Source organism: Streptomyces sp. NPDC001544 (genome assembly GCF_042894285.1).
Classification (GTDB): Bacteria; Actinomycetota; Actinomycetes; order Streptomycetales; family Streptomycetaceae; genus Streptomyces.
In genome coordinates this window covers 321,960-346,027 of sequence record NZ_JBIAVN010000006.1, presented here as the reverse complement: position 1 = coordinate 346,027, position 24,068 = coordinate 321,960, and the positions used below count along the sequence as shown (strand labels likewise).

Here is a 24,068-nt window from a genome sequence, read left to right as displayed (position 1 = left end):
ACCCGGCGGCTCAGTTGTAGCAGAGGTATTCCTCGCGCACCCGCCGGAACGCGGTCAGCTCCTCCTGCCAGGCGCCGGCCACCTCGTCCGTGCCCGCGCCCGCGTCGATCATCGTGCGCACCCGCGCGGAGCCCGTCAGCCTGTCGATCCAGTTGTCGGACCGCCAGCCGAAGCCACTCCAGACCCGCTTCGCGGTCACCAGGAGCGCGATCCCGGTACGCACCGGGTCGTACGCGGCCCGGTCGTGGACGTGGATCTGCACGCCCCCGACGGTCCTGCCCTGGAACTTGGAGAACGTCGGAGCGAAGTACGCCTCCCTGAAGCGCACGCCCGGCAGCCCCAGTTCGTTCGCCGCGGCCGCCCACCGTCCGTCGACGCCCTCCGCGCCCAGCAGTTCGAAGGGCCGGGTCGTGCCGCGCCCCTCCGACAGGTTCGTCCCCTCGAACAGGCAGGTTCCCGAGTAGACCAGCGCCGTGTCCGGCGTCGGCATGTTCGGGCTCGGCGGCACCCAGGGCAGTCCGGTGGCGTCGTGGAACTCCGACCGCCGCCAGCCCGTCATGGGTACGGTCTCCAGGTCGACCCGGCCGCCCAGGAACTCCGCGTCGAACAGCCGCGCGAGCTCGGCCACCGTCATCCCGTGCGCCTGTGCGATCGGCTGCCGGCCCACGAAACTGGCGAACTCCCGGTGCAGCACCGGCCCCAGCGCCGACCGCCCGGTCACCGGGTTCGGCCGGTCCAGCACCACGAACCGTTTGCCCGCGAGGGCGGCGGCCTCCATGCAGTCGTACAGGGTCCAGATGTAGGTGTAGAAGCGAGCCCCCACGTCCTGGATGTCGAAGACGACGGTGTCCACGCCGGACGCGGTGAAGACGTCGGCGAGCGGCTGCCCGCTCTTGAGGTAGGTGTCGTAGACCGGCAGTCCGGTCGCCGGGTCGTCGTAGCGGCCCTCGGAGCCACCCGCCTGCGCGGTGCCCCGGAAGCCGTGCTCGGGGCCGAAGACCGCCGTCAGCCTGACGCGCGGGTCGGCGTGCATGACGTCGACGATGTGGCGGGTGTCCCGGGTGATGCCGGTCGGGTTGGTGACGATGCCGGCCTTCTGGCCGGAAAGGAGGGCGTAGCCGTCGGCCGAGAGACGCTCGAATCCGGTTCGTACCGGTTTGCGGGGTACGGTCGTGACGGGTGCCGCGGGTACCGCTGCCATCGTGGCGGATGCGAGAAGGCTCCGTCTGGCCAGGCGCATGGGTGACCTCCGTGCAGGGGGAAGGCGCATGCCGAGTGTGACCGGACCGGCCTTCCTTTTACACATACCGACTGGTTAGTCTGGCGCGGCAGAGCCGATTCGCGTCGTGTCGAAGGAGACCGATGGTGGAAGCCGTGCAGGATGCGGGAGTGGTCGTCACCGGAGCGGGTGGTGGCATCGGGGCCGCGCTGGCCCGCAGGTTCGCCGCCGAGGGCGCCCGGGTCGTGGTCAACGACCTGGACCCGGAGCGGGCCAAGGCCGTCGCCGCGGAGATCGGCGGGATCCCGGTGCCGGGCGACGCCTCCGCCGTCGTCACCGAGGCCAAGGAGGCGCTCGGCGGCACGGTCGACGTGTACTGCGCCAACGCGGGCGTCGCCTTCGAGGGCGGCGAGGCTTCCGGACCCCTCGACGAGACGGCCTGGGCGGCCTCCTGGGACGTCAACGTCATGGCCCACGTCCGCGCGGCCCACACGCTGCTCCCGGACTGGCTGGAGCGCGGCAGCGGCCGTTTCGTGTCCACCGTCTCGGCCGCCGGCCTGCTCACCATGATCGGCGCGGCCCCCTACGCCGTCACCAAGCACGGCGCGTACGCCTTCGCCGAGTGGCTGTCGCTGACCTACCGGCACCGGGGCCTGAAGGTCCACGCGATCTGTCCGCAGGGCGTCCGCACCGACATGCTCGCCGCGACCGGCAGTGCCGGCGACATCGTCCTGCAGTCCACCGCGATCGAGCCGGAGGACGTCGCGGACGCCCTGTTCCGGGGCATCGAGGAGGACCGTTTCCTGATCCTGCCGCACCCCGAGGTCGCCGAGTACTACCGTGCGCGGGCCACCGACCCCGACCGCTGGCTCGGCGGAATGAACCACCTCCAGCGCAAGTGGGAGGAGGTCCGATGACCGGGTCCCGTTACGCCGCCAAGCCCTGGCTGGCCCTTCTCGACGAGGCCCAGCGCGCCCCGGTCGAACCGGCCGACTCCCTCGTGCACGCCCTGCGCCGCGCGGTCGCCGGGACCCCGGACCGCACCTTCCTCGCCTACTTCGACGCCCGGCTGACCTACCGTGAGGTGGACGAGCTCAGTGACTCCGTCGCCGGTCACCTCGCCGCCCGCGGCCTCGGGCGCGGTGACCGGGTGGCCGTCCTGCTCCAGAACTCCCCGCACTTCGTGCTCGCCGTGCTCGGCGCCTGGAAGGCCGGCGCGACCGTCGTCCCCGTCAACCCGATGTACAAGGCGGGCGAGGTGTCCCACGTCCTGCGGGACGCCGAGGTGACCGCGCTGGTCTGCGCCGACCGGGCCTGGGAGTCGTACCTGCGCGCCACGGCCGCCGACTCGACCGTACGGATCGTGCTCACCGCCTGCGAGCTGGACTTCCAGACCCGGGACGACGCGCGCGTGCTCACCTTCGAGCGGTTGCCCCAGGCCCCGGACGCCGACGACCTGGTGGCCGCGGCGCGGCAGGGCCACAGGGCACCCGAGGACCGCGACCCGGCCCCCGGTGACATCGCCCTGATCAGCTACACCTCGGGCACCAGCGGCACCCCGAAGGGGGCCACCAACACGCACGGCAACATCATGTACAACGCCGAGCGGCAGAGCACCGGTCTCGGCCTGCCCGAGGCGCCGACATACTTCGCGATGGCACCCCTGTTCCACATCACCGGCATGGTCTGCCAGCTCGGCGCCTGCCTGAACAGCGCGGGCACGCTGGTGCTGGCCTACCGCTTCGAGCCCGGGGCCGTCCTGGACGCGTTCGCCGAGCACCGGCCGCACTACACCGTGGGCCCCTCCACCGCCTTCATGGCGCTGGCCGCCCACCCGGCCGCCACCCCGGACCACTTCTCCTCCTTCCGGGTCATCTCCTCGGGCGGCGCGCCCCTGCCGCCCGCGCTGGTGGAGAAGTTCCGGGCGGGCTTCGGGCCGTACATCCGCAACGGCTACGGGCTGACCGAGTGCACCGCGCCCTGCGCCAGCGTGCCGCCCGGCCGGGAGGCACCCGTCGACCCGGTCTCCGGGACCCTGGCCGTGGGTGTGCCCGGCCCCGACACGGTCGTACGGATCGTCGACGACCAGGGCGCGGAGGTGCCCTTCGGCGAGCAGGGCGAGATCGTGGTCCGCGGACCGCAGGTCGTGCCCGGATACTGGCGGCGGCCCGACGCCACCGCCGAGACCTTCCCCGGCGGCGAACTGCGCACCGGCGACATCGGCTTCATGGACGAGCAGGGCTGGCTCTACGTCGTCGACCGCAAGAAGGACATGATCAACGCGTCCGGTTTCAAGGTGTGGCCACGCGAGGTCGAGGACGTCCTCTACACCCATCCCGGAGTGCGGGAGGCGGCCGTCGTCGGGGTTCCCGACGGCTATCGTGGCGAAACCGTCAAGGCGTACATCAGCCTCCGTCCCGGCGCGGAGACGGACCCCGACGCACTGGCCGCCTACTGCAAGGAGAGACTGGCGGCCTACAAATACCCGCGTCAGGTGGAGATCCTGCCCGACCTGCCCAAGACGGCAAGTGGGAAGATCCTCCGTCGGGAACTGCGCTCCCGGGCGCACGACAGTCAGTAGAACTACAGAAAGGCAGGTGGCGGCAGTGCCCAGGACGACGGACGGAGACGGAACCCCCGTCCCGCAGCGGTTGCTCGCCGCCGCCACCCGGCTCTTCGCCGAGCAGGGCTACGACCGCACCTCCGTGCAGGAGATCGTGGAAGCCGCAGGCGTCACCAAGGGGGCGCTGTACCACTACTTCGGCTCCAAGGACGACCTTCTGCACGAGGTGTACTCGCGGGTGCTGCGCCTCCAGCAGGAGCGCCTGGACGCCTTCGCGAACGCCGACGAGCCGATCGAGAAACGGCTGCGGGGCGCCGCGGCCGACGTCGTGGTCACCACCATCGAGAACCTCGACGACGCGATGATCTTCTTCCGCTCCATGCACCACCTGAGCCCGGAGAAGAACAAGCAGGTGCGCGCCGAGCGGCGGCGCTACCACGAACGCTTCCGTGCGCTGATCGAGGAGGGCCAGCGCGAGGGCGTCTTCTCCACCGCGACCCCGGCCGACCTCGTGGTGGACTACCACTTCGGCTCCGTCCACCACCTGTCCACCTGGTACCGCCCCGACGGCCCGCTCACCCCGCAGCAGGTCGCCGACCACCTCGCGGACCTGCTGCTGCGGGCGTTGCGGCCCTGACCGCGGCAGGGCAGAGGTGAGGGGCGGCCGCCCACGGCGACCGCCCCTCACCCGTGCCTCACAGGTACTTCTTCAGCTCCCGCCGTGCCAGCGACCGCTGGTGGACCTCGTCCGGGCCGTCCGCGATCATCAGGGTGCGGGCCCCCGCGTACAGCTCGGCCAGCGGGAAGTCCTGGCTCACACCGCCCGCGCCGTGCAGCTGGATCGCGCGGTCGATGATGTCGACGACCGCCCGCGGCGTGGCGATCTTGATGGCCTGGATCTCCGTGTGGGCGCCCCGGTTGCCGACCGTGTCCATCAGCCAGGCGGTCTTCAGCACCAGCAGCCTCAGCTGCTCGACCGTCACCCGGGCGTCCGCGATCCAGTTGTGGACCACGCCCTGCTGGGCCAGCGCCTTGCCGAAGGCGGTGCGGGAGACGGCCCGCCGGCACATCAGCTCGATCGCCCGCTCGGCCATGCCGATCAGCCGCATGCAGTGGTGGATGCGGCCGGGACCGAGCCGGGCCTGGGCGATGGCGAAGCCGCCGCCCTCCTCACCGATCAGGTTCGACACCGGCACGCGCGCGTGGTCGAAGATCACCTCGGCGTGGCCGCCGTGGTAGTGGTCCTCGTACCCGAACACCCGCATGGCCCGCTTGACCGTGACACCCGGGGTGTCCCGGGGGACCAGCACCATGGACTGCTGGCGGCGGATGTCCGGCCCGTCCGGGTCGGTCTTGCCCATCACGATGAAGATCCTGCAGTCCGGGTTCATCGCCCCGGAGATGTACCACTTGCGGCCGGTGATGACGTACTCGTCCGTACCGTCGGAGGCTCGCTCGATGTGCGTGGTGATGTTCGTGGCGTCCGAGGAGGCCACCTCCGGCTCGGTCATCGCGAACGCCGAGCGGATCTCACCCGCCAGCAGCGGCTCCAGCCACTGCTTCTTCTGCTGCTCGTCGCCGAACTGCGTGAGCACCTCCATGTTGCCCGTGTCGGGCGCGGCGCAGTTCAGCACGGTGGGCGCGAGCTGCGGGGAGCGGCCGGTGATCTCGGCGAGCGGCGCGTACTGGAGGTTCGTCAGCCCCGCTCCGTACTCGGCGTCGGGCAGGAAGAGGTTCCACAGACCCTGCCTGCGCGCCTCGGCCTTGAGCTCCTCGACGACGGCCGGGGTGTCCCATGGCGAGGCCAGCGCGGCCCGCTGCTCCTCCGCGACCGGCTCGGCCGGGTAGACGTACTCGTCCATGAAGGCGAGGAGCTTGGCGCGCAGTTCCTCCGTGCGCGCGTCGAACGCGAAGTCCATGGCCGTCAGCCTTCCTGAAGAGTGGTCAGTCCGTGGTCGATGAAGACGGGGACGAGCTCGCCGATGCGGTCGAAGCCGTGCCCGACCGTCTGGCCCAGCGTGTACCGGTAGTGGATGCCCTCCAGGATCACGGCCAGCTTGAACCAGGCGAACGCCGTGTACCAGGAGACGGCCGAGACGTCCCGGCCCGAACGCACGGCGTACCGTTCGATCAGCTCGGCGGGGGAGGGGTGCCCGGGGGCCTCGGCCGTGGTGGAGACCGGCGAGTCGGGCATGCCCAGCGGCCGGCTGTACATCACCAGCAGGCCCAGGTCGGTCAGCGGGTCGCCGAGGGTGGACATCTCCCAGTCGAGGATCGCCCTGATCCGGTCGTCCGGCCCGATCAGCACGTTGTCGAGGCGGTAGTCGCCGTGCACGACGGCGGGCGCGGGGGAGGTGGGGAGCTGCCGCCCGAGGGAGGCGTGCAGCTCGTCGATGCCGGCCAGTTCACGGTTGCGGGAGGCGTCCAGCTGCTTGCCCCAGCGGCGCAGCTGCCGGTCCAGGAAGCCCTCCGGGCGGCCGAAGTCGGCCAGGCCCACCTCGGCGGGGTCCACGGCGTGCAGCCCGACCAGCGTGTCCACCAGGGACAGCACCGCGTCGCGGGTGCGCTCCTCGCCCAGCGGGGCGAGCTGGTCGGCGGTGCGGTACGGGGTGCCCTCGACGAACTCCATCACGTAGAACGGCGCCCCGAGCACCTGCTCGTCCTCGCACAGCAGCACCGGGCGCGGCACCGGTACGTCCGTCGGGTGCAGGGCGCTGATCACGCGGTGCTCGCGCTTCATGTCGTGCGCGGTGGCCAGTACATGGCCCAGCGGGGGCCGGCGGACCACCCACTTGGCGGTGCCGTCGGAGACCGCGTAGGTGAGGTTCGACCGTCCGCCCTCGATCAGCCGGCCGGTCAGGGGTCCGGTCACCAGGCCGGGCCGCTCACGGTCGAGGAGGCCGCGCAGCCGGTCGAGATCGAGTCCTGGCGGGTGGTCGGGGCTCATGCATCGCTCCTACGGGCGGACGAACTGGATGGAACTCATGATGCCGACCGGTCGGTATGCCGTCCAGTGGCCGGGCCGAACGTGACCGGTGCCACGATAGGCCGACCACCTCCGAGGAGTCGTCATGCCGCACACCTTCCGGGGTACGGGGTGACCGTGACGACGCACAGCTGCCACGCGAACACCCCGTATCGGGGCATCCCGCTTGCGTGGCGTACGAGTAGCGCGGAGGGTCTGTGACATGAAGGGCATCCACTACAGCCGCTACGGCGGACCCGAGGTACTCGAGTACGGCGAGGTGCGCGATCCCAAGGTCGGCCCCGACTCGGTGCTGGTGAAGGTGCGCGCGGCGGCCGTCAACCCGGTCGACTGGAAGTGCCGCGAGGGCTACCTGGACTCCCTCCTGGACACCGTCTTCCCCGTCGTCCCCGGCTGGGACGTCTCCGGGGTGGTCGTGCAGCCCGGGGCCTCGGTCACCGAGTTCTCCGTAGGCGACGAGGTCATCGGCTACGTCCGTGAGGACTTCCTCTCCCGGGGCACCTTCGCCGAGTACGTCGCCGCCCCCGTGCGCACCCTGGCCCGCAAGCCGCGCAACCTCACCTACGAGGAGGCGGCCGGACTGCCGCTGGCCGGGCTCACCGCCTACCAGGTGATCGTCAAGGCGCTGGAGGTCAAGCAGGGCGAGACCGTCCTGGTGCACGCGGCCGCCGGCGGCGTCGGCTCGATCGCCGTCCAGCTCGCCACCCACTTCGGCGCCCGGGTCATCGGCACGGCGAGCGAGCACAACCACGACTACGTACGCGAACTGGGCGGCGAACCGGTCACGTACGGCGACGGCCTCGCCGAACGGGTACGGGCCCTCGCCCCGCAGGGCGTGGACGCGGTGTTCGACACCATCGGCGGCGACACCCTGAAAACCTCGGCGAACCTGCTTGCCCCCGAGGGTCGCATGGCGTCGATCGCGGACCCGGACGTGGTGGGCTACGGCGGCCGTTACTGCTTCGTACGCCCCGACGCGGAGGACCTGGGCCGGCTGTCCGAACTCGCCGAGCAGGGCGTGGTGTCGGTGCACGTGTCCGAGACCTTCCCGCTGGAGCGGGCGGCGGACGCGCACCGGCTGAACCAGGAGGGCAGGACCCGGGGCAAGATCGTGGTGACCGTCGACTGGTCCGAGGAACCCGAAGCCGGCTCGGGCGGATGAAAACCTAGACGACGAGTGCGACGGCGCACACCGCCGTCGCCACCGTGCACAGCGCCGCCGCCACGGCGTGGCGCGGGGCGAGTGCGACGGTGCGGCCGCCCGTGGTCGCGAGCGCGCGGATACGGCGGTGCGCGACCAGCAGGAAGCCCACCCAGAGCGCGCCGCACAGGGCACACGCGAGGAGCCCGCCGGCCGTCGCCCCGCCGTGCAGCGCGGCCCTCAGCGCCAGCACGGAGGCCACGGCGTACGACAGCGTGGTGCGCCGCCAGGCGAGCCGGGTCCGCTCCGGCTGCAGCCCGGGGTCCCGCCCGGCCGTCACCCCGCCCACCCGGCCAGCACGACCAGGACCATGGCGACGGCCACCACCGCGACGACCAGGCTCAGCACCGCCGGGAACCGGGAGGCCGGCAGGTCCTCGCCCCGGCGCATGGCCCGCTCGCAGCGCACCCAGTGGTTCACCGCCCTCAGCGAGCACAGCACCCCCGCACCCAGCAGCCCCAGCGCCAGCCCGACGCGCCAGCCCCAGCGCAGGTCGGGCAGGAACTGGTCCACCGCGAAGCCCCCGCCGATCAACGCCAGCGCCGTGCGCAGCCAGGCCAGGAAGGTCCGCTCGTTCGCCAGCGAGAACCGGTAGTCGGGGGTACTGCCCTCCTCCCGCACCTGCTCCGGCGCGAACCACAACCGGACGTTCCGTACGAACTCGATCACGCCGACGACCCTACCCGGGTGTCACCGGGCCGACCGGAACGCCCTCAGCCGCTCGTACGCGGCCAGCCCGTCCGGCACCCACTCCCACTGACCGAGCCGCCGCTCCACCTCCGCCTCGGGCAGGAAGTCGTGCCAGGCCACCTCCTCCACCTGCGGCCGGACCGGAGCCTCGCAGCGGACCTCGTACACCGCCGACCACCAACTCCGCCCGGCCCCGTCGTCGTAGAGGAACTTGAACAGGAACGACGGCCGGGGCAGCCCGCCGACCCCCAGTTCCTCCTCCGCCTCCCGCAGCGCCGCGTCGTCGTAGGACTCGCCCGCCCCGACGACACCCCCGACGAACATGTCGTACAGGGACGGGAACACCAGCTTGGTCGGGGGCCTCCGGTGGACGAAGAGCCGGCCGTCGCGGTCCCGGGCCTGGACGAACACGCAGCGGTGGCGCAGCCCGCGCGCGTACACCTCCCCGCGCGGGTACTGCCCGATGACCCGGTCGTTCTCGTCGACGATGTCGAGGATCTCGTCAGCGCTCATGAACCCCATGAAAGCAGGGCGGCACCGATGGGCGGCCGGGCCGGGTCAGTGCCGCTGCAGATCCCGCGCCGGCTCCTGCTCCGCCGTGCCGCGCGGCATCGCCGGATGCAGCCCCAGCAGCAGGATCCCCACCACGATCGCCGCGAGCCCCGCAGCCTCCCAGGCCAGCGCCCCCGTGTCGGTGCGCAGCCGGTCCCCGAGGAAGCCCACCCCGCACAGGATCCCGGCCAGCGGCTGGGTCGCGGTGAGCGCGGGCAGCGACATGCGCAGCGGAGCGGTCTCGAACGCGCTCTGCACCAGCAGCAACCCGGTCACACCGAGCACCAGCACCCCGTACGGCTGCCAGCCGGTGAACAGCTCGGCGAAACCGCCCGAGGAGAAGCGCTCCCCGCTCACCCGGGTCAGCGCGTCCTGCACGCCGTACAGAAGCCCGGCCGCGCAAGCCAGCAGGACCGGGCCCCAGCTCAGTCGTGAGCGTTTGGCGTACGTCGTCAGCAGGAGGGCGACACCGACCATGACGCCGATGATCAGCCAGTGCCGGAACGGGTCGGCGACCGCGGTCCCGCCGCGCGGCTGACCGGCGACGATGAACGCGGTGACGCCCCCCGCGAGCAACCCGAGGCCCGCCCAGCCCTGATGACCCAGCACCTGTCTGGTCCGGTGCCGGGACAGGGCGAGGGCGAACAGGAGGTTGGTGGCGAGCAGCGGCTCCACCAGGGAGATCTCACCCCGGCCCAGGGCGATCGCGCCGAGGACCATGCCCGCCACCATCAGCCCTATGCCGCCCAGCCAGGTCGGCACTCTCATCAGGTCGAGCAGCAGCCGGAACGACAGGAAGTCGCTGAGCGGTGCCTTCTGGGCGGCGTCCTGCTGGAGCACGAACCCGAAGCCCAGGCAACAGGCCGCGCTCACCGCGAGAATCAGAACCAGAACCGACACGCTGCGTACCTCGATCAATCCGGCCGGGCCACGGAGTGCGTAGTCGCCGACTGTAGCGCTCCCGGGCCGACGTTGCCCTGGGAGTACCCGGAACCGGGCAGTTGACTCGGTCCCGGTGGCCGGGCCGGAGTGGGGCGACGACGGGACCGTACCGCCATGGTCCGTTGACCGGATCGGTCCCGCCATGGCGCACGCCACAGCGACGACCTGCGCCACGCTGCCCGCAAGCGGTTGCCGGACCTCGAGCGGCTCACAACTTCCGCTTGAGAAAAGGTTGTTGAAGTGAGTAACAGCTCGCCGTCGCTTGACGGAAACCACTGGCTGGGGGTTTGCTGTGAGTGATCGGTCGATGGCGGCCCGCATTTGGCCGCCCGCACCCCGCCCGTCCGCCGGCGAAGAGCCACGCCCCCGAGGAAGGCCCCCGCTGTCCCCGCTCCCGTCGCCCCCAGGCCGTGCCCGCACGCGCCGGGGCACCACCCACACCGCCGTCCTGCACCGCGGGCCCGCCGGAGCGCGACCCGGCGACAGGCAGGACACCGCACCGGAGCGCGCACCGGCCCCGGTCACCGCCCTCGCCTTCGATCCCGCCCACGACGACACCGAACTGGCCGCCGCCCGCGCCGCCCTGGCGCAGGGCCGCCGCCAGGCCGCCCGCGCGCTGCTGCTGCGCACCGGGGACGACTGGGACCGCCGGGGCCACCGGCTCACCGTTCTCGCCGAGGACCCCTACGGCGCCGCCTGGGCCCGCGACTGGCTGACCGCCGAACCCCGTTCCGCCGACGCCGCCACGCTGCTCGCCCTGGCCCTCGTCCAACGGGCCCTGCGCGGCAAGGAGTCGTCCGGCCCGGCCCGTGCGGCCTGCCGTGCCGCGGCGGCCCTGGCTCCCGACGACCCCACACCGTGGCTCGGGCTGCTCTCACTGGAGCGGTCCGTCGGCAGCGACGCGGCGGTGGCCCGGGTCTTCGACGAGGTGCGCGACCGGCACCCCGAGCACCACCACGCCCACCACCTGATGGTCGCCCGGCTCGCCGAGCGCGGCACCGACCGCGGCCCCGACCCGCTGCACGACACACACGAGGTGTACGACTTCGCCGACCGGGCCGCCGCCCTGGCACCCGCCGACTCCCCGCTCGCCCTCCTGCCCGTCGTCGCCCGCGCCGAGCGCCACCGCGTACTGGCCGCGGCCGCCCGGCAGCCCGCCGGCCCGGCCGCCGGCCACCACTGGACGAGCGGGCCGGCCCTGCGGGCGACGCGGGCCGCGTTCGACTGGTGGCTGGAGTGGGAGCACGACGATCACCCCCGCCGGCACGTCGACCTGAACTTCCTCGCGCACGCCATGGTCTGCCAGAGCCGCACCGCCGAGGCCGCGGCCCTGTTCCGGCGGATCGGCCGGCACGCCACCCGAGCGCCCTGGTGCTACCCGGACCGCGACCCGGACACCGCGTTCCGCGCGGCCCGCGTCCGGGTGCTCGGCTTCTGAGAGGTGGGTGAGAAGTGATTACGGAACCCTGACGGGAATCCGCGATCACTGGCCGCGCGGGCGCCGACAGTGCTCGAATGAGTACGTGAACCCCGAACAACCCGAGGACCCGGGCCGCCCCGTCGGCCGCCGTGTCTTCCTCGGCACCCTCGGCCTGGGCGCTCTCGGCGTGCTCGCCGCCCCCACCCTGCAGCGCGGCATGGAGTCCGTGCTCGGCGCGGTGTCCGGCAAGGACCCGACGGGCCTGACCGGACTCCTGCCGAACGGCGGCGGATTCCGCTACTACTCGGTGACCGCCTCCGTCCCGCACAAGGGCCCCGCGGACTACCGCCTCAAGGTCGACGGCCTCGTCGACCACCCCGGCACCTACACCCTGGCCGACCTGCGCGCCCTGCCGCAGACCCGGCTGGTCAAGGACGTGCAGTGCGTCACCGGCTGGCGCGTCCCGGACACCCCCTTCGAGGGCGTCCGCCTCGCCCACCTGCTGGACACCGCGGGCGTGCGCGAGGGCGCGAAGGCGATCCGGTTCACCTGCTTCGACGGCGCGTACACCGAGAGCCTCACCCTGGCCCAGGCCCGCCGCCCCGACGTCCTGGTCGCCCTGCGCATGCAGGACAAGGACATCGGCCACGACCACGGCGGCCCGGTCCGTCTGTACGTGGCGCCCATGTATTTCTACAAGTCCGCCAAATGGCTCTCCGGCATCACGGTCACCGACCGCGTCGAGCCGGGCTACTGGGAGAAATCGGGCTACGACGTGGACGCCTGGGTGGGCCGCTCGAACGGACGGACCGATGAGCCTACGAGCTGAGACCCCCGCCCCGCCGAGCGCGCGGCTCCACCGCTTCAGCCGGGCCGAGCGCTGGGTGCACCGGGCGACGGCCGGGCTGATGGGCGTGTGCGTCCTCACCGCGGCCTGCCTCTACATCCCCGCGCTGGCCGTCCTCGTCGGCCGCCGCGAGCTGGTCGTCCGCGTCCACGAGTGGGTCGGGCTCACCCTGCCCGCACCGGTCCTGCTCGGCCTGGCCTCCCGCGCCTTCCGCACCGACCTCGGCTTCCTCAACCGCTTCGGCCCGCACGACCGGGTCTGGCTGCGCGCGGCCCTGCACCGCGACCGGCGGCCCGAGGCCCGCCCGGCGGGCAAGTTCAACGCCGGGCAGAAGATCTACGCCGCCTGGATCGCCGGGGCGACGCTGGTGATGCTCGGCACCGGCCTGCTGATGTGGTTCACCCACCTCACCCCGCTGGTGTGGCGTACCAGTGCCACCTTCGTGCACGACTGGCTGGCTCTGACCATCGGCATCGTCCTCGGCGGCCACATCGGGATGGCGCTGGGCGACCCCGAGGCCCGCCGGGGACTGCGCACCGGAACGGTGAGCCGTCAGTGGGCGGAGCGCGAGCATCCGCTCTGGCGCCCCTGACCCACCCGTACCGAGGCCGCCGCGAGGCCTCCCGGATCGCGCCGGCTCTCAGTCGGCTCTCGCTAGATCACGAGGGACAGCAGCAGGATCAGCCCGCCGGCGACCACGGAGATGATCGTCTCCATGACCGACCAGGTCTTGACCGTCTGGCCGACGCCGAGCCCGAAGTACTCCTTGACCAGCCAGAAACCGGCGTCGTTGACATGGCTGAAAAACAGCGAACCGGCACCGATGGCGAGGACGAGCAGGGCGGTGTGCGTGGTCGACATGTCGGCCGCCAGCGGAGCGACCAGACCGGCCGCCGAGACCGTCGCCACCGTCGCCGAGCCGGTCGCCAGCCGGATCGCCACCGCGATCAGCCAGGCCAGGAGCAGTGCTGGGACCGACCAGTCCTTGGACATGTCCAGGATCATCTGGCCCACGCCGCAGTCGATCAGCGTCTGCTTGAAGCCACCGCCCGCGCCGACGATCAGCAGGATGCCGGCGATGGGCATCAGGCTTTTGTCGACTGTCTGCGATATTCGTTCCTTGGTGAACCCGGCCGGCCGGCCAAGCGTGAACATGCCGACGACGACGGCAGCGAGCAGGGCGATCAGCGGGGAGCCGACGACGTCGAAGACCCGCTGCGTGGTGTTCGCCGGATCGTCCACGACGAGGTCGACCAGCGCCTTGAGGAGCATCAGGACGACCGGCAGGAGCACGGTGGCCAGCGTCGGGCCGAAGCCGGGGCGGCGCTCGAGTTCCTCGGACGCGCGCGGCGGGACCATCCGGTCCGGGACCGGCACGTCGACCCAGCGGGCCGCGACCCTCGAGAACACCGGGCCGGCGATGATCACCGTGGGGACGGCGACGAGGATGCCCAGCGCCAGCGTCACCCCCAGGTTGGCCTTCACCGCTTCGATCGCCACCAGCGGTCCGGGGTGCGGCGGCACCAGCCCGTGCATCACGGACAGGCCGGCCAGGGCCGGGATACCGATCCGCATCAGCGAGTGGTTGCCGCGCTTGGCGACCATCAGCACCACCGGGATCAGCAGCACGATGCCGACCTCGAAGAACAGCGGCAGACCGATCACGGAGGCGATCAGCACCATCGCCCACGGCATCGCCCGGCCCCCGGCCCTGGCGAGGATCGTGTCGACGACCTGGTCCGCGCCGCCGGAGTCGGCGAGCAGCTTGCCGAGGATCGCGCCGAGGGCGATCAGCACCCCGACGCCGGCCACCGTGGTGCCCAGACCGGTGGTGAAACTGGTGATGGCCTTGTCCAGCGGCGCGCCGGCGACCGCCCCGAGCGCCAGTGACCCGATGGTCAGTGCGAGGAAGGCATGGAGCTTGAACTGGGTGATGAGCAGGACGATGACGGCGATGCCCACCAGGACGGCGATTCCGAGCTGGGCGTGGCCGGCCGAGGTGATCGGCGCGGGCGCGTCCGCTGCCAGCATCTCGACGCTGAGTCTGGTCACGGGGGTCCTATGCGGTTACGGGGGATGGAGAGGGTGAGCGTGGGGGGTTGCCGGGCGGCAGGCCGGGTTGCCGCCAGGCCGGATCGGGCCGGGCTACCGGGCGGCAGGGCCGGGGAGCTCCTCGAGCGCCCTCACGGCCCGATCGGTGATGGCCTCCGGGCTGCCGGAGACGTCGACGACGACGCCCGCCTCGTCCGCCTGGAGCGGTTCCAGGGTGGCGAACTGGGAGTCGAGCAGCGCGGTGGGCATGAAGTGGCCCTGGCGGTGCGCCATCCGGTCCTCGATCAGCGACCGGTCGCCCGCCAGGTGCACGAACACCACGCCGGGAGCGGCGGCCCTGAGCCGGTCACGGTAGGACCGCTTCAGCGCCGAGCAGCTGACCACCCCGCCGAGCCCGGCCCGCCCGTCGGCCCAGGCGCCTATGGCGTCGAGCCACGGCCACCTGTCGGCGTCGTCGAGCGGGGTGCCGGCCGCCATCTTGGCGATGTTGGCCTCCGGGTGGAAGTCGTCGCCCTCGGCGTACGGAACGCCGAGCCGGGCGGCGAGCAGCGGACCGATCGTGGTCTTGCCCGTGCCGGCGACGCCCATCACCACGACGACGTGGGGGGTGCGCATCTCTGCCTCGCTGTCCTCATCGACATCCGACGCCAACGGCGTCGACCGACACTGAAACCGATTAGGTAAGACGAATCAAGGGTCTGTGACAAATAAGTCTGACTTTTTGACTGCGTGATCCACCCCGTACGCTGAGTGCATGAGCACACCGGGCCGGGGGCTGCACGGCCGCGTACTGGACACCCTCGGCCCCGCCATCACCGCGGGCGAGTACCCGCCGGGCAGCGTCCTGCGCACGGACGAGCTGGCACAGCGCTTCGATGTGTCACGCTCCGTGATGCGCGAGGCGGTGCGGGTGCTGGAGTCCATGCACCTGGTCGAGTCCCGCCGCCGGGTGGGCGTGACGGTCCGCCCCAAGCACGAGTGGAACGTCTACGACCCACAGGTCATCCGCTGGCGTCTGGCGGGCGCCGACCGCCCCCACCAACTGCGCTCACTGACCGTCCTGCGCTCCGCGGTCGAACCGGTGGCCGCCGGCCTCGCCGCGCGGAACGCCACGGCCGAGCAGTGCGCCGAACTCACCGAGTGCGCCCTCGGCATGGTCGCCAACTCCCGCGGGCAGCGGCTGGAGGGCTACCTGGTCCACGACGTCGCCTTCCACCGGGTGATCCTCACCGCCTCCGGCAACGAGATGTTCGCCCGCCTCGGCGACGTCGTCGCCGAGGTCCTCACCGGCCGCACCCACCACGAGGTCATGTTCGAGGACCCCGACCCGGCCGCCGTCACCCTCCACGTCCAGCTCGCCGAGGCGGTCCGCGCCGGCGACGCGACCCGCGCCGAGCAACTGACCAGGGAGATCACCGCGGGCGCCCTGCAGGAACTGGACATCCTGGCGCCCTGACGGCCCTACTCGCCGGGAAACTCCCCGTCGACATACACCCACGCCCCGTCCACCCGCTCGAACCGGCTCCGCTCCAGCAGGGAACCGCCCCGGTAGGACGCCCGGAAGGTCACCGTCCCGGTGGAGTGGAAAGCCGACCCGCCACTCGTGCCGAGCACCTCCAGCCCGGTCCACCTCGTCCCCGGGTCGAGCTCCAGCCGCGCGGGCCGAGTCCGCGGATGCCAGGTACGCAGCAGATAGCCCGCGTCACCCCGCACGAACGCGCTGTACCGCGACCGCATCAACGCCTCCGCGGTCGGCGCCGCGGCGGCACCGACGGGGGTCCCCCCGGTCGAGCCTGTTCGAGACTGGAGGAGGAATCGGCCACAGCACTTCTCGTACGGCTCGGACAGCCCGCACGGGCAGGAACGCGAGGTCATGGACGTCATTGTGCTAGACCGTCCGCCGCGCCTCGCCCAGGGGCAGCGGCGGCAGCCGTGTCTCGTGCAGCCACGCGGTGAACAGGTCGTGCAGCGGCTCCTCCGCGAAGCGCGCGGCGTGTGCGGTGAAGGCCGCCGTCGACGCGGCACCGCCCCGGTGCAGCCGCGTCCACTCGCGCAGCATCCGGAAGAACGCCTCGTCGCCCAGCGCGCAGCGCACCGCGTGCACGGCGAGACCGCCGCGCTCGTAGAGCCGGTCGTCGAACATCAGCTTGCGGCCCGGGTCGGCCAGCCGCAGGTCCTGCGGCAGCGACGACAGCGACCGGTGCGCGGACGCGGCGTGTTGCTGCGCGCTGCGGCCACCCGAACGCTCCGACCACAGCCACTCCGCGTACTTGGCGAAGCCCTCGTTCAGCCAGATGTGCCGCCAGTCGGCGATGGACACGCTGTTGCCGAACCACTGGTGGGCCAGCTCGTGCGCCACCAGCCGCTCCGAACCCCGCGCCCCGTCCACGTGGTTGGCGCCGAACAGCGACAACCCCTGTGCCTCCACGGGCACATCGAGCTCCTCCTCCGTGACCACCACGGCGTACTCGTCGAAGGGGTACGGCCCGAACAGCTCCTGGAACAGCTCCATCATCGCCGGCTGGCGGGCGAAGTCCCGGGAGAAGCGGGGCAGCAGGTGCGCCGGTATGTGCCCGTGCTGCGGCACGCCCCCCGGACCCGGGTCGCCGAGCAGCACCGTCTGGTACTTGCCGATCGCCAGCCCGACCAGATAGCTGGACGTCGGCGCGGACTGCTCGTACACCCACGTGGTCGCCGAGGCCTTCGCCGTACGGGTCAGCAGCCGCCCGCCCGCCACCACCGCGTACGCCGACGGCGTGGTGACGGAGATCTGGTACGACGCCTTGTCGGCGGGCCGGTCGTTGCACGGATACCAGGACGGCGCCCCCACCGGCTGGCTCGCCACCAGCGCCCCGTCCTCCAGCTCCTCCCAGCCGATCCCGCCGAAGGGGCTGGTGACCGGCTTGGGATTGCCCGACCACTGCACCTCGACCGTGAACGCCGCCCCGGCACGGACCGGCTTCGCGGGACGCACGCGCAGCCTGCCGCCACGGTGCGTGTAGTGCGGCTGACGGCCGTCCACCCGGACCCGGCCCACCCGGAAGCCGGCCAGGTTCAGCTGGAACTCGGTGAGCGGTGAACGGCCCGCTATCGCGTTGATACGGGCCGTGCCCGACAGCCGGTTCGGGACCGGGCGGTAGTCCAGCACCAGTTCGTAGCGGTGCACCCGGTACCGGGGGTCACCGTTGTCCGGGAAGTACGGGTCCTGCCCCGCCGACTGCTGCACTGCCACCGCTGTGTCCGCTCCCTGCGCCGCGCTGCCACTCCGTGCCGGAACATCGCTCGTAACACCGTCCGCCTCCGGGGCGCCGAAGCCGGCGTCGGGCTCCGAGTGGCCCGCGTTCACGGACGCCATGCCTCGATCGGATTGCCCAGCCAGCGGGTGCCGTCCGGAACGGACTCCGCGGCCATGACGAGCGACGCGGGACCCAGCGTCGTCCGGGCCCCGACCGTGCTGCCGGGCAGCACGATCCCGCCAGGGCCCAGCGTCGCGCCCTCACGGAGGACCACAGTATCCGTCCGCAAGATCCGGTCGTGGAAGAGGTGCGTCTGGAGCACACAGCCGCGGTTCACGGTGGCCCCGTCCTCCAGGGTCACCAGGTCGTTCTCGGGCAGCCAGTAGCTCTCCACCCACACACCCCGCCCGATCCGCGCACCGAGCCCGCGCAGCCACGCCGTCATCAGCGGCGTACCCGGCACCGAACCCGCCAGCCACGGCACGGCCAGCACCTCCACGAAGGTGTCCGCCAGCTCGTTGCGCCACACGAAGCCGCTCCACAGCGGGTGCTCCCCGCTGCGGTGCCGGCCCACCAGCAGCCACTTCGCGACGACCGACACGAGCCCGGCCGCCGCACCCGCCGCGAGCAGCACCAGCCCGGACAGCAGCGGGGCCCAGGCGCCGAGCAGGCACAGCGCCGCCACCGTGAGCACGGCCAGCGCCGCCGAGCACAGCACCGGCACGATCCGGCAGGCCTCCACCAGACCACGCGCCCACAGCAGCCGGGCCGGCGGATCGTACGTACGGCTCTGGTCGCCGTCGCTCGCACTGCGCGGCAGCTTCACCGGCGGCAGCCCCAGATAGGAACTGCCCTTCTTCGCCTTCTTCGGGGTCGCCGACAGCACCCCGACCAGCCCGCCGTCCGGCACCGACCGGCCCGGCGCGGTCATCCCGGAGTTCCCCAGGAAGGCCCGCCGCCCGATCTGGGCCCGCCCGATCCGCAGCCAGCCACCGCCCAGCTCGTACGGCGCGGTCAGCGTGTCGTCCGCCAGGAACGCGCCCTCGCCGACCGTGGTCAGACTGGGCAGCGCCAGCACCGTCGACACCTCGGCGCCCCGCCCGATCCGCATCCCCAGCAGCCGCAGCCACACCGGCGTGACCAGCCCGGCGTACAGCGGGAACAGCGTCTCCCGGGACCGGTCCATCAGCTGCGTGACGGTCCACGCCTGCCAGCCGACCCGGCCGTGCGTCGCATGCGTGCCCTCGGCCAGGCCCAGGCTCAGCAGCCGTACGGCGACCAGGACCAGCAGCGCGTACACCAGCCCGAAGGCCAGCGTGGCCGGAACGAGCGCGAGCGCCGCGCCCCGCAGGGCCGCACCGAGCCCGGCACCGGGCGACACGAACACCCCGGCCACGGCGAGCGCCGCCGCCCCCGCGACCACCGGCAACAGGGTCAGGCCGGCACCGGAGACGCCGTACATGAACCGCCAGAACGCACCCCGCCGCGGCCGGTCCTTCGGCCAGTTCCGCTTGGCCCTGCCCAGCTTGACCGCGGGCGCGCCGGACCATCGCTGCCCGGTCGGGATCTGCCCGGTGACCGCCGAACCCGGCGCCACCTCGGCCCGCTTGCCGACCCGGGCACCCGGGAAGAGCATGCTGCGGGTGCCGACGACGGCGTGCGCGCCGACCTTGACCGGGCCGACCTCCAGACGGTCGCCGTCCAGCCAGTACCCGGACAGGTCGACCTCGGACTCGACCGCCGCGCCCCGGCCCAGCTTGAGCATGCCGGTGACCGGCGGCAGCGAGTGCAGATCCACGTCCTGCCCGACCTTGGCGCCCAGCGCCCGCGCGTACCGCTCCAGCCACGACCCGGTCAGCGAGGTCGCCCCGCTGAACTCGACCAGCCGCTCGGCGGTCCACAGCCGCAGGTGCACACTGCCCCCGCGCGCGTACCGGCCGGGCCGCACACCGCGCAGCAGCAGCCGCGCCCCGCCCGCGGCGATCGCCAGCCGGCCCGGCGGGCTGAACAGCAGGACGGCGCCGGCCGCGACCAGCCACCAAGGCGCGGTCGGCAGCCAGGAGTATCCGGGCAGCAGGTTCCCCAGCGCGGCCAGCGCCACCGACCAGCGCAGACCCAGCAGTGTGAACAGCGGCACGAGCAGCAGCAGCTGGATCACCTTGGCCCGCGTCGGCACCGGCGCGATGGTGCGCCGGGCGCCGTCGTCCTGAGCCGACTTCTCCAGGCGGCGGGCCAGCTTGCGCAGGGTGGGCTGCTGGTAGATGTCGAGGACGGCCGCGCTCGGGTAACGGGTGCGCAGCCGGGTGGTGAGCTGGGCGGCGGCCAGGCTGCTGCCGCCGATCGCGAAGAAGTCGTCGGAGGCGCTGGTCACCGGGATGCCGAGGACCTCCGTCCACTGCTCGGCGAGCCAGGCCTCGGTGCCGTAGAGCTGCTCGGCCGGACCGCCGGTCTCCAGGCCCTCCAGCGGCCAGGGGAGTGCGTTGCGGTCGACCTTGCCGCTCGTGCGGGTCGGCAGATCCTCGACGGGGGCGAGCAACGGCACCAGCGCGGCGGGCAGCTCGGCGCGCAGCCGCTCGACGGCCGCCGCCTGGTCCCAGCCCTCCTGGGTGACGATGTAACCGACGAGAAGCTGGTTGCCGCTGCGGGCCGTGCGCACCGCGGCGGCGGCCCCGGCCACGCCGGGCAGTGCCTGCAGCGCGGCGTCCACCTCGCCGAGTTCGATGCGCCGCCCGCCGAGCTTGATCTGCTCGTCGGCCCGCCCGAGGAACACCAGTCCCTCGGGATCGGCCTTGACCAGGTCACCGCTGCGGTAGGCCCGCTCCCAGCCCAGCGACTCAAGCGGCGCGTACTTCTCCGCGTCCTTCTCGGCGTCCAGGTACCGGGCGAGCCCGACCCCGCCGATCACCAGCTGTCCGCTGCCGCCCATCGGCACCGGCTCCCCGGCCTCGTCGACGACGGCCAGCTCCCAGCCGTCCAGCGGCAGCCCGATCCGGACCGGCTCCTCGCCCGACATCAGCGAGGCGCAGGCCACGACGGTCGCCTCGGTGGGCCCGTACGTGTTCCAGACCTCACGCCCCTCGGTCACGAGCCGTTGCACCAGCTCGGGCGGGCAGGCCTCACCACCGAAGATCAGCAGGCGTACGTCGCTCAGGGCCTCGGGCTCCCACAGGGCCGCCAGCGTCGGCACCGTGGAGACCACGCTGATCTCCTGCTCGACCAGCCAGGGCCCGAGGTCGGCGCCACTGCGGACCTGTGACCGGGGCACCGGGACCAGACAGGCCCCGTAACGCCACGCCAGCCACATCTCCTCGCAGGACGCGTCGAACGCCACGGACAGTCCCGCCATCACCCGGTCGCCCGGCCCCAGGGGGTCGTCGGTGAGGAAGAGCGCGGCCTCGGCGTCCACGAACGCGGCGGCGCTGCGGTGGGTGACGGCGACGCCCTTGGGCTTGCCGGTGGAGCCGGAGGTGAAGATGATCCACGCGTCCTGCTCCACGCCCGGCCGGGCGGCCGGGACGTCGCTGCGGCCGGTGACGGTCAGCTCGTGCCCGGCCCCGACGACGGCCCGCACCTCGGCCTCCCCGAACACCAACTCCGCCCGCTCGTCCGGGTCCTCGGCATCCACGGGAACGTAGGCGGCACCGGCGGCGAGCACGGCGAGGATCGCGACGTACAGGTCGTTGGTCCCGGACGGGACGCGGACGCCCACCCGGTCACCGAGGCCGACCCCGGCGGCGGCGAGCCGGCGCCGCAGCCGCTCCACCTCGGCGGCCAGCGCACGGTAGGTGAGCTGTGCCGCGCCGTCGTCCAGGGCGAGTTCGTCCGGGTAGGAGCGCACGGACGCGTCGAAGACGTCCACGAGCGTGCGTGGGGAAGCCGCCTGCCCACCGGAAAAGCGTGCCGTGTCACCGAACCGCTCGCGGATCTCTTCGTCGAGCAGGCCGAGAGCACTGCTCTCGTGCATCGCTGCCATCGGGTCCTCGCGTCTCGATCCCGGAAGCCTCCGGGGCGCTGGCGGGCCCGCAGGTCTGCCTGGGGTTGTCCGGGTCCAGCTCCGTAACAAGCCGGAAATATTAGTACGACGCTACGATTCGGGCCTGTTCGCGGCCACTCGGCTGGGCCGTTCGGGGGAGGGGTGAGGGTCGGTCAGAAGCCGTTGACCTGGCGGTCTTTCGCCCGGAGGAGAGATGGCCCACAAAGGCCGCCGGGGGGTGGAAAACACCCGATGTGCGGCACCTTGGCCGCCACCGCACGTGAGGGCCGGTCCACTGCGCGCCGAGCCGCCTGCGCCACGGCCCCGAACATGCGAAAGACCCCTGCTGAGCAGGGGTCCCGACTGGTGTCCGAGGGGGGACTTGAACCCCCACGCCCGATAAAGGGCACTAGCACCTCAAGCTAGCGCGTCTGCCATTCCGCCACCCGGACAAGGTGTCTGTCGTGCGTGGTCTCCCTCGCGGCGACACAGGAAACACTACCAGGCTTTCGGGGGTGGCCGATCACACCCCGTCCCGCCGCCCGCCCGCGCGTGAACGGGGTGTGACGGGCCGGGGCCGGTCTTGGGGGCGCGGCGGGCGGGGAGGGAGTATGAGGGGAACCGACCAGACAGCGGGAGGAAGCAGCGTGAGCGAGACGGACACGGCCAAGGGCGTCACCGGCGAGGACGAGGTCGTGGACCTCTGCCGCGAGCTGATCCAGATCGACACCAGCAACTACGGCGACCACTCGGGTCCCGGCGAGCGCACGGCCGCCGAGTACGTCGCCGAGAAGCTCGCCGAAGTGGGACTGGACCCGAAGATCTACGAGTCGCACCCCGGGCGGGCGTCGACGGTGGCCCGTATCGAGGGCGAGGACCCGTCCCGGCCCGCGCTGCTGATCCACGGCCACCTCGACGTCGTACCCGCCAACGCCGTCGACTGGACCCACGACCCCTTCTCCGGGGAGGTCGCCGACGGGTGCGTCTGGGGTCGCGGGGCGGTCGACATGAAGGACATGGACGCGATGACGCTGGCGGTCGTGCGGGACCGGCTGCGCAGCGGACGCCGGCCGCCCCGGGACATCGTGCTGGCCTTCCTCGCGGACGAGGAGGCCGGCGGCACGTACGGGGCGCGGCACCTGGTCGACAACCACCGCGAGCTCTTCGACGGGGTCACCGAGGCGATCAGCGAGGTCGGCGGGTTCTCGTTCACCGTCAGTGAGCAGCGGCGGCTGTACCTCATCCAGACCGCCGAGAAGGGCATGCACTGGATGAAGCTCACCGTGGCCGGCACCGCCGGGCACGGGTCGATGATCCACCGGGACAACGCCATCACCGAGCTGTCCGAGGCGGTGGCACGCCTGGGCCGGCACAGGTTCCCGGTGCGGGTCACCAAGACCACGCGGGCCTTCCTCGACGAGCTCGGCGACGCGCTCGGCACCGAGCTGGACCCGGAGGACATGGAGTCCACGCTGGCCCGGCTCGGCGGCATCGCCAAGCTGATCGGCGCGACCCTGAGCAACACGGCCAACCCCACGCAGCTGGGCGCCGGTTACAAGGTCAACGTCATTCCGGGGGAGGCCACCGCCCACGTCGACGGGCGCTTCCTGCCGGGGCACGAGGAGGAGTTCCTCGCCGACCTCGACCGGATCCTGGGGCCGAAGGTGAAGCGGGAGGACGTGCACGCCGACAAGGCCGTCGAGACCACCTTCGACGGGGCGCTGGTCGAGGCCATGCAGTCCGCGCTGCTGGCCGAGGACCCGGCCGCCAAGGCCATCCCGTACATGCTCTCGGGCGGTACGGACGCCAAGTCCTTCGACGACCTCGGCATCCGCGGCTTCGGCTTCGCTCCGCTGAAGCTGCCGCCGGAGCTGGACTTCGCGGGCATGTTCCACGGGGTGGACGAGCGGGTGCCGGTGGACGGGCTGAAGTTCGGTGTGCGCGTGCTCGACCGGTTCATCGACGCGTCGTGAGGCACGCGTCGTGAGGCAATGGGCTGAGCTATTCGGGCGCCCGTACGAGATCGACTGAAAAGAGTGAATGCGACGATAAGCTCGTAGCTCCATTACTCCCTCCTCGTTACAGGTAATGCGATCAGCGACACGAGATCGCTTTTGCCAACAAGGAGGAATAATGCTCAAGAAGGTCGTCGCCGCTGCGGCTGCCACCGGTGGTCTGGTTCTCGCGGGCGCGGGTCTGGCCGTCGCCGATTCGGGTGCCCACGGTGCCGCCGTGCACTCCCCGGGTGTCGCTTCCGGCAACGTCGTCCAGGTGCCGGTCCACGTCCCGGTGAACGTGTGCGGCAACACGATCTCGGTGATCGGGCTGCTGAACCCCGCCTTCGGCAACACCTGCGTCAACAAGTGACGTCGTCTCTCTGAGGGCGT

The 24,068-nt window shown here is 72.2% G+C and carries 22 protein-coding genes and 1 tRNA gene; 10 read left to right on the top strand and 13 right to left on the bottom strand.

The features are described 5' to 3' along the window. Positions 1-10: 10 nt before the first annotated feature. The gene (locus ACFY0F_RS18815) at positions 11-1,240 is read right to left on the bottom strand and encodes an exo-beta-N-acetylmuramidase NamZ domain-containing protein (RefSeq protein WP_388794946.1); all 1,230 of its coding nucleotides are present in this window, start codon (positions 1,238-1,240) and stop codon (positions 11-13) included. A 122-nt stretch (positions 1,241-1,362) separates the two neighbouring features. Between ACFY0F_RS18815 and ACFY0F_RS18810 the strand changes: the two genes are divergently transcribed. Genes ACFY0F_RS18810 through ACFY0F_RS18800 form a run of 3 tightly spaced genes read left to right on the top strand, consistent with a single transcriptional unit; the run spans position 1,363 to position 4,419 of the window. Then, the gene (locus ACFY0F_RS18810; RefSeq protein ID WP_388794942.1) at positions 1,363-2,136 is read left to right on the top strand and encodes an SDR family oxidoreductase; all 774 of its coding nucleotides are present in this window, start codon (positions 1,363-1,365) and stop codon (positions 2,134-2,136) included. Continuing rightward, a complete protein-coding gene (locus tag ACFY0F_RS18805) occupies positions 2,133-3,800 on the top strand; it encodes a class I adenylate-forming enzyme family protein (protein ID WP_388794939.1) in 1,668 nt (555 codons plus the stop codon). The genes ACFY0F_RS18810 and ACFY0F_RS18805 overlap by 4 nt, the downstream gene beginning before the upstream one ends. 25 nt (positions 3,801-3,825) lie before the next feature. Beyond that, positions 3,826-4,419: a TetR/AcrR family transcriptional regulator gene (locus ACFY0F_RS18800; protein WP_388794936.1), complete on the top strand. Its 594-nt coding sequence runs from the start codon at positions 3,826-3,828 to the stop codon at positions 4,417-4,419. A gap of 58 nt (positions 4,420-4,477) precedes the next feature. On the opposite strand, the gene ACFY0F_RS18795 is transcribed toward ACFY0F_RS18800, so the two are convergent. Together ACFY0F_RS18795 and ACFY0F_RS18790 are read right to left on the bottom strand one after the other, a co-directional pair. Beyond that, complete coding sequence (locus tag ACFY0F_RS18795) at positions 4,478-5,701, bottom strand: acyl-CoA dehydrogenase family protein (RefSeq protein WP_388794933.1); 1,224 nt, start codon at positions 5,699-5,701, stop codon at positions 4,478-4,480. 5 nt (positions 5,702-5,706) lie between these two features. Next, positions 5,707-6,729 (bottom strand): phosphotransferase family protein, encoded by a 1,023-nt coding sequence (locus tag ACFY0F_RS18790; protein ID WP_388794931.1) that lies wholly within the window; start codon positions 6,727-6,729, stop codon positions 5,707-5,709. 241 nt (positions 6,730-6,970) lie between these two features. Between ACFY0F_RS18790 and ACFY0F_RS18785 the strand changes: the two genes are divergently transcribed. Beyond that, positions 6,971-7,930: an NADP-dependent oxidoreductase gene (locus ACFY0F_RS18785; RefSeq protein ID WP_388794928.1), complete on the top strand. Its 960-nt coding sequence runs from the start codon at positions 6,971-6,973 to the stop codon at positions 7,928-7,930. Positions 7,931-7,934: 4 nt separating this feature from the next. On the opposite strand, the gene ACFY0F_RS18780 is transcribed toward ACFY0F_RS18785, so the two are convergent. The 4 genes from ACFY0F_RS18780 to ACFY0F_RS18765 are packed head-to-tail and all read right to left on the bottom strand — an operon-like array spanning position 7,935 to position 10,111. Continuing rightward, complete coding sequence (locus tag ACFY0F_RS18780; RefSeq protein WP_388794925.1) at positions 7,935-8,258, bottom strand: DUF202 domain-containing protein; 324 nt, start codon at positions 8,256-8,258, stop codon at positions 7,935-7,937. After that, positions 8,246-8,638, bottom strand: coding sequence for a YidH family protein (locus ACFY0F_RS18775; RefSeq protein ID WP_388794922.1), 393 nt, complete (start codon positions 8,636-8,638; stop codon positions 8,246-8,248). The genes ACFY0F_RS18780 and ACFY0F_RS18775 overlap by 13 nt, the downstream gene beginning before the upstream one ends. Before the next feature lie 21 nt (positions 8,639-8,659). Further along, positions 8,660-9,172, bottom strand: coding sequence for an NUDIX hydrolase (locus tag ACFY0F_RS18770; RefSeq protein WP_388794919.1), 513 nt, complete (start codon positions 9,170-9,172; stop codon positions 8,660-8,662). A 45-nt stretch (positions 9,173-9,217) separates the two neighbouring features. Continuing rightward, complete coding sequence (locus tag ACFY0F_RS18765) at positions 9,218-10,111, bottom strand: DMT family transporter (protein ID WP_388794916.1); 894 nt, start codon at positions 10,109-10,111, stop codon at positions 9,218-9,220. 424 nt (positions 10,112-10,535) lie between these two features. Between ACFY0F_RS18765 and ACFY0F_RS18760 the strand changes: the two genes are divergently transcribed. The 3 genes from ACFY0F_RS18760 to ACFY0F_RS18750 all read left to right on the top strand — a co-directional run bounded on the left by ACFY0F_RS18760 (position 10,536) and on the right by ACFY0F_RS18750 (position 13,012). Continuing rightward, a complete protein-coding gene (locus tag ACFY0F_RS18760) occupies positions 10,536-11,591 on the top strand; it encodes a hypothetical protein (protein WP_388795263.1) in 1,056 nt (351 codons plus the stop codon). 85 nt (positions 11,592-11,676) lie between these two features. After that, positions 11,677-12,402, top strand: coding sequence for a molybdopterin-dependent oxidoreductase (locus ACFY0F_RS18755; protein WP_388794913.1), 726 nt, complete (start codon positions 11,677-11,679; stop codon positions 12,400-12,402). Beyond that, positions 12,386-13,012 carry a cytochrome b/b6 domain-containing protein gene (locus tag ACFY0F_RS18750; RefSeq protein WP_388794910.1) on the top strand — a complete coding sequence of 209 codons (627 nt, stop codon included), beginning with the start codon at positions 12,386-12,388 and terminating at the stop codon, positions 13,010-13,012. Before ACFY0F_RS18755 ends, ACFY0F_RS18750 begins: the two co-directional genes overlap by 17 nt. A 62-nt stretch (positions 13,013-13,074) precedes the next feature. Here ACFY0F_RS18750 and ACFY0F_RS18745 read toward each other — a convergent pair whose 3' ends face one another. Further along, on the bottom strand, positions 13,075-14,472 hold the full coding sequence (locus ACFY0F_RS18745; RefSeq protein ID WP_388794907.1) for a GntP family permease: 1,398 nt from the start codon (positions 14,470-14,472) through the stop codon (positions 13,075-13,077). A 93-nt stretch (positions 14,473-14,565) separates the two neighbouring features. Then, the gene (locus tag ACFY0F_RS18740) at positions 14,566-15,087 is read right to left on the bottom strand and encodes a gluconokinase (RefSeq protein ID WP_388794904.1); all 522 of its coding nucleotides are present in this window, start codon (positions 15,085-15,087) and stop codon (positions 14,566-14,568) included. A 139-nt stretch (positions 15,088-15,226) separates the two neighbouring features. On the opposite strand from ACFY0F_RS18740, the gene ACFY0F_RS18735 reads away from it, so the two are divergent. Further along, entirely contained in the window at positions 15,227-15,928 is a 702-nt protein-coding gene (locus ACFY0F_RS18735) for a FadR/GntR family transcriptional regulator (protein WP_388794901.1), read from the top strand. A 5-nt stretch (positions 15,929-15,933) separates the two neighbouring features. On the opposite strand, the gene ACFY0F_RS18730 is transcribed toward ACFY0F_RS18735, so the two are convergent. The 4 genes from ACFY0F_RS18730 to ACFY0F_RS18715 form a co-directional block, all read right to left on the bottom strand. Continuing rightward, positions 15,934-16,347: a YchJ family protein gene (locus ACFY0F_RS18730; protein ID WP_388794898.1), complete on the bottom strand. Its 414-nt coding sequence runs from the start codon at positions 16,345-16,347 to the stop codon at positions 15,934-15,936. Between the two features lie 13 nt (positions 16,348-16,360). Continuing rightward, positions 16,361-17,704: a M1 family metallopeptidase gene (locus ACFY0F_RS18725; protein WP_388794895.1), complete on the bottom strand. Its 1,344-nt coding sequence runs from the start codon at positions 17,702-17,704 to the stop codon at positions 16,361-16,363. Positions 17,705-17,814: 110 nt separating this feature from the next. Continuing rightward, positions 17,815-21,681, bottom strand: a complete 3,867-nt coding sequence (locus tag ACFY0F_RS18720; protein WP_388794892.1) for a Pls/PosA family non-ribosomal peptide synthetase — start codon at positions 21,679-21,681, stop codon at positions 17,815-17,817. A gap of 364 nt (positions 21,682-22,045) precedes the next feature. Continuing rightward, positions 22,046-22,133: transfer RNA gene (locus ACFY0F_RS18715), tRNA-Leu, on the bottom strand. Positions 22,134-22,328: 195 nt separating this feature from the next. On the opposite strand from ACFY0F_RS18715, the gene ACFY0F_RS18710 reads away from it, so the two are divergent. Next, positions 22,329-23,654, top strand: a complete 1,326-nt coding sequence (locus ACFY0F_RS18710) for a M20/M25/M40 family metallo-hydrolase (protein WP_388794889.1) — start codon at positions 22,329-22,331, stop codon at positions 23,652-23,654. A 160-nt stretch (positions 23,655-23,814) separates the two neighbouring features. Then, positions 23,815-24,048: a chaplin ChpH gene (gene chpH, locus ACFY0F_RS18705; protein ID WP_388794886.1), complete on the top strand. Its 234-nt coding sequence runs from the start codon at positions 23,815-23,817 to the stop codon at positions 24,046-24,048. Positions 24,049-24,068: the final 20 nt, after the last annotated feature.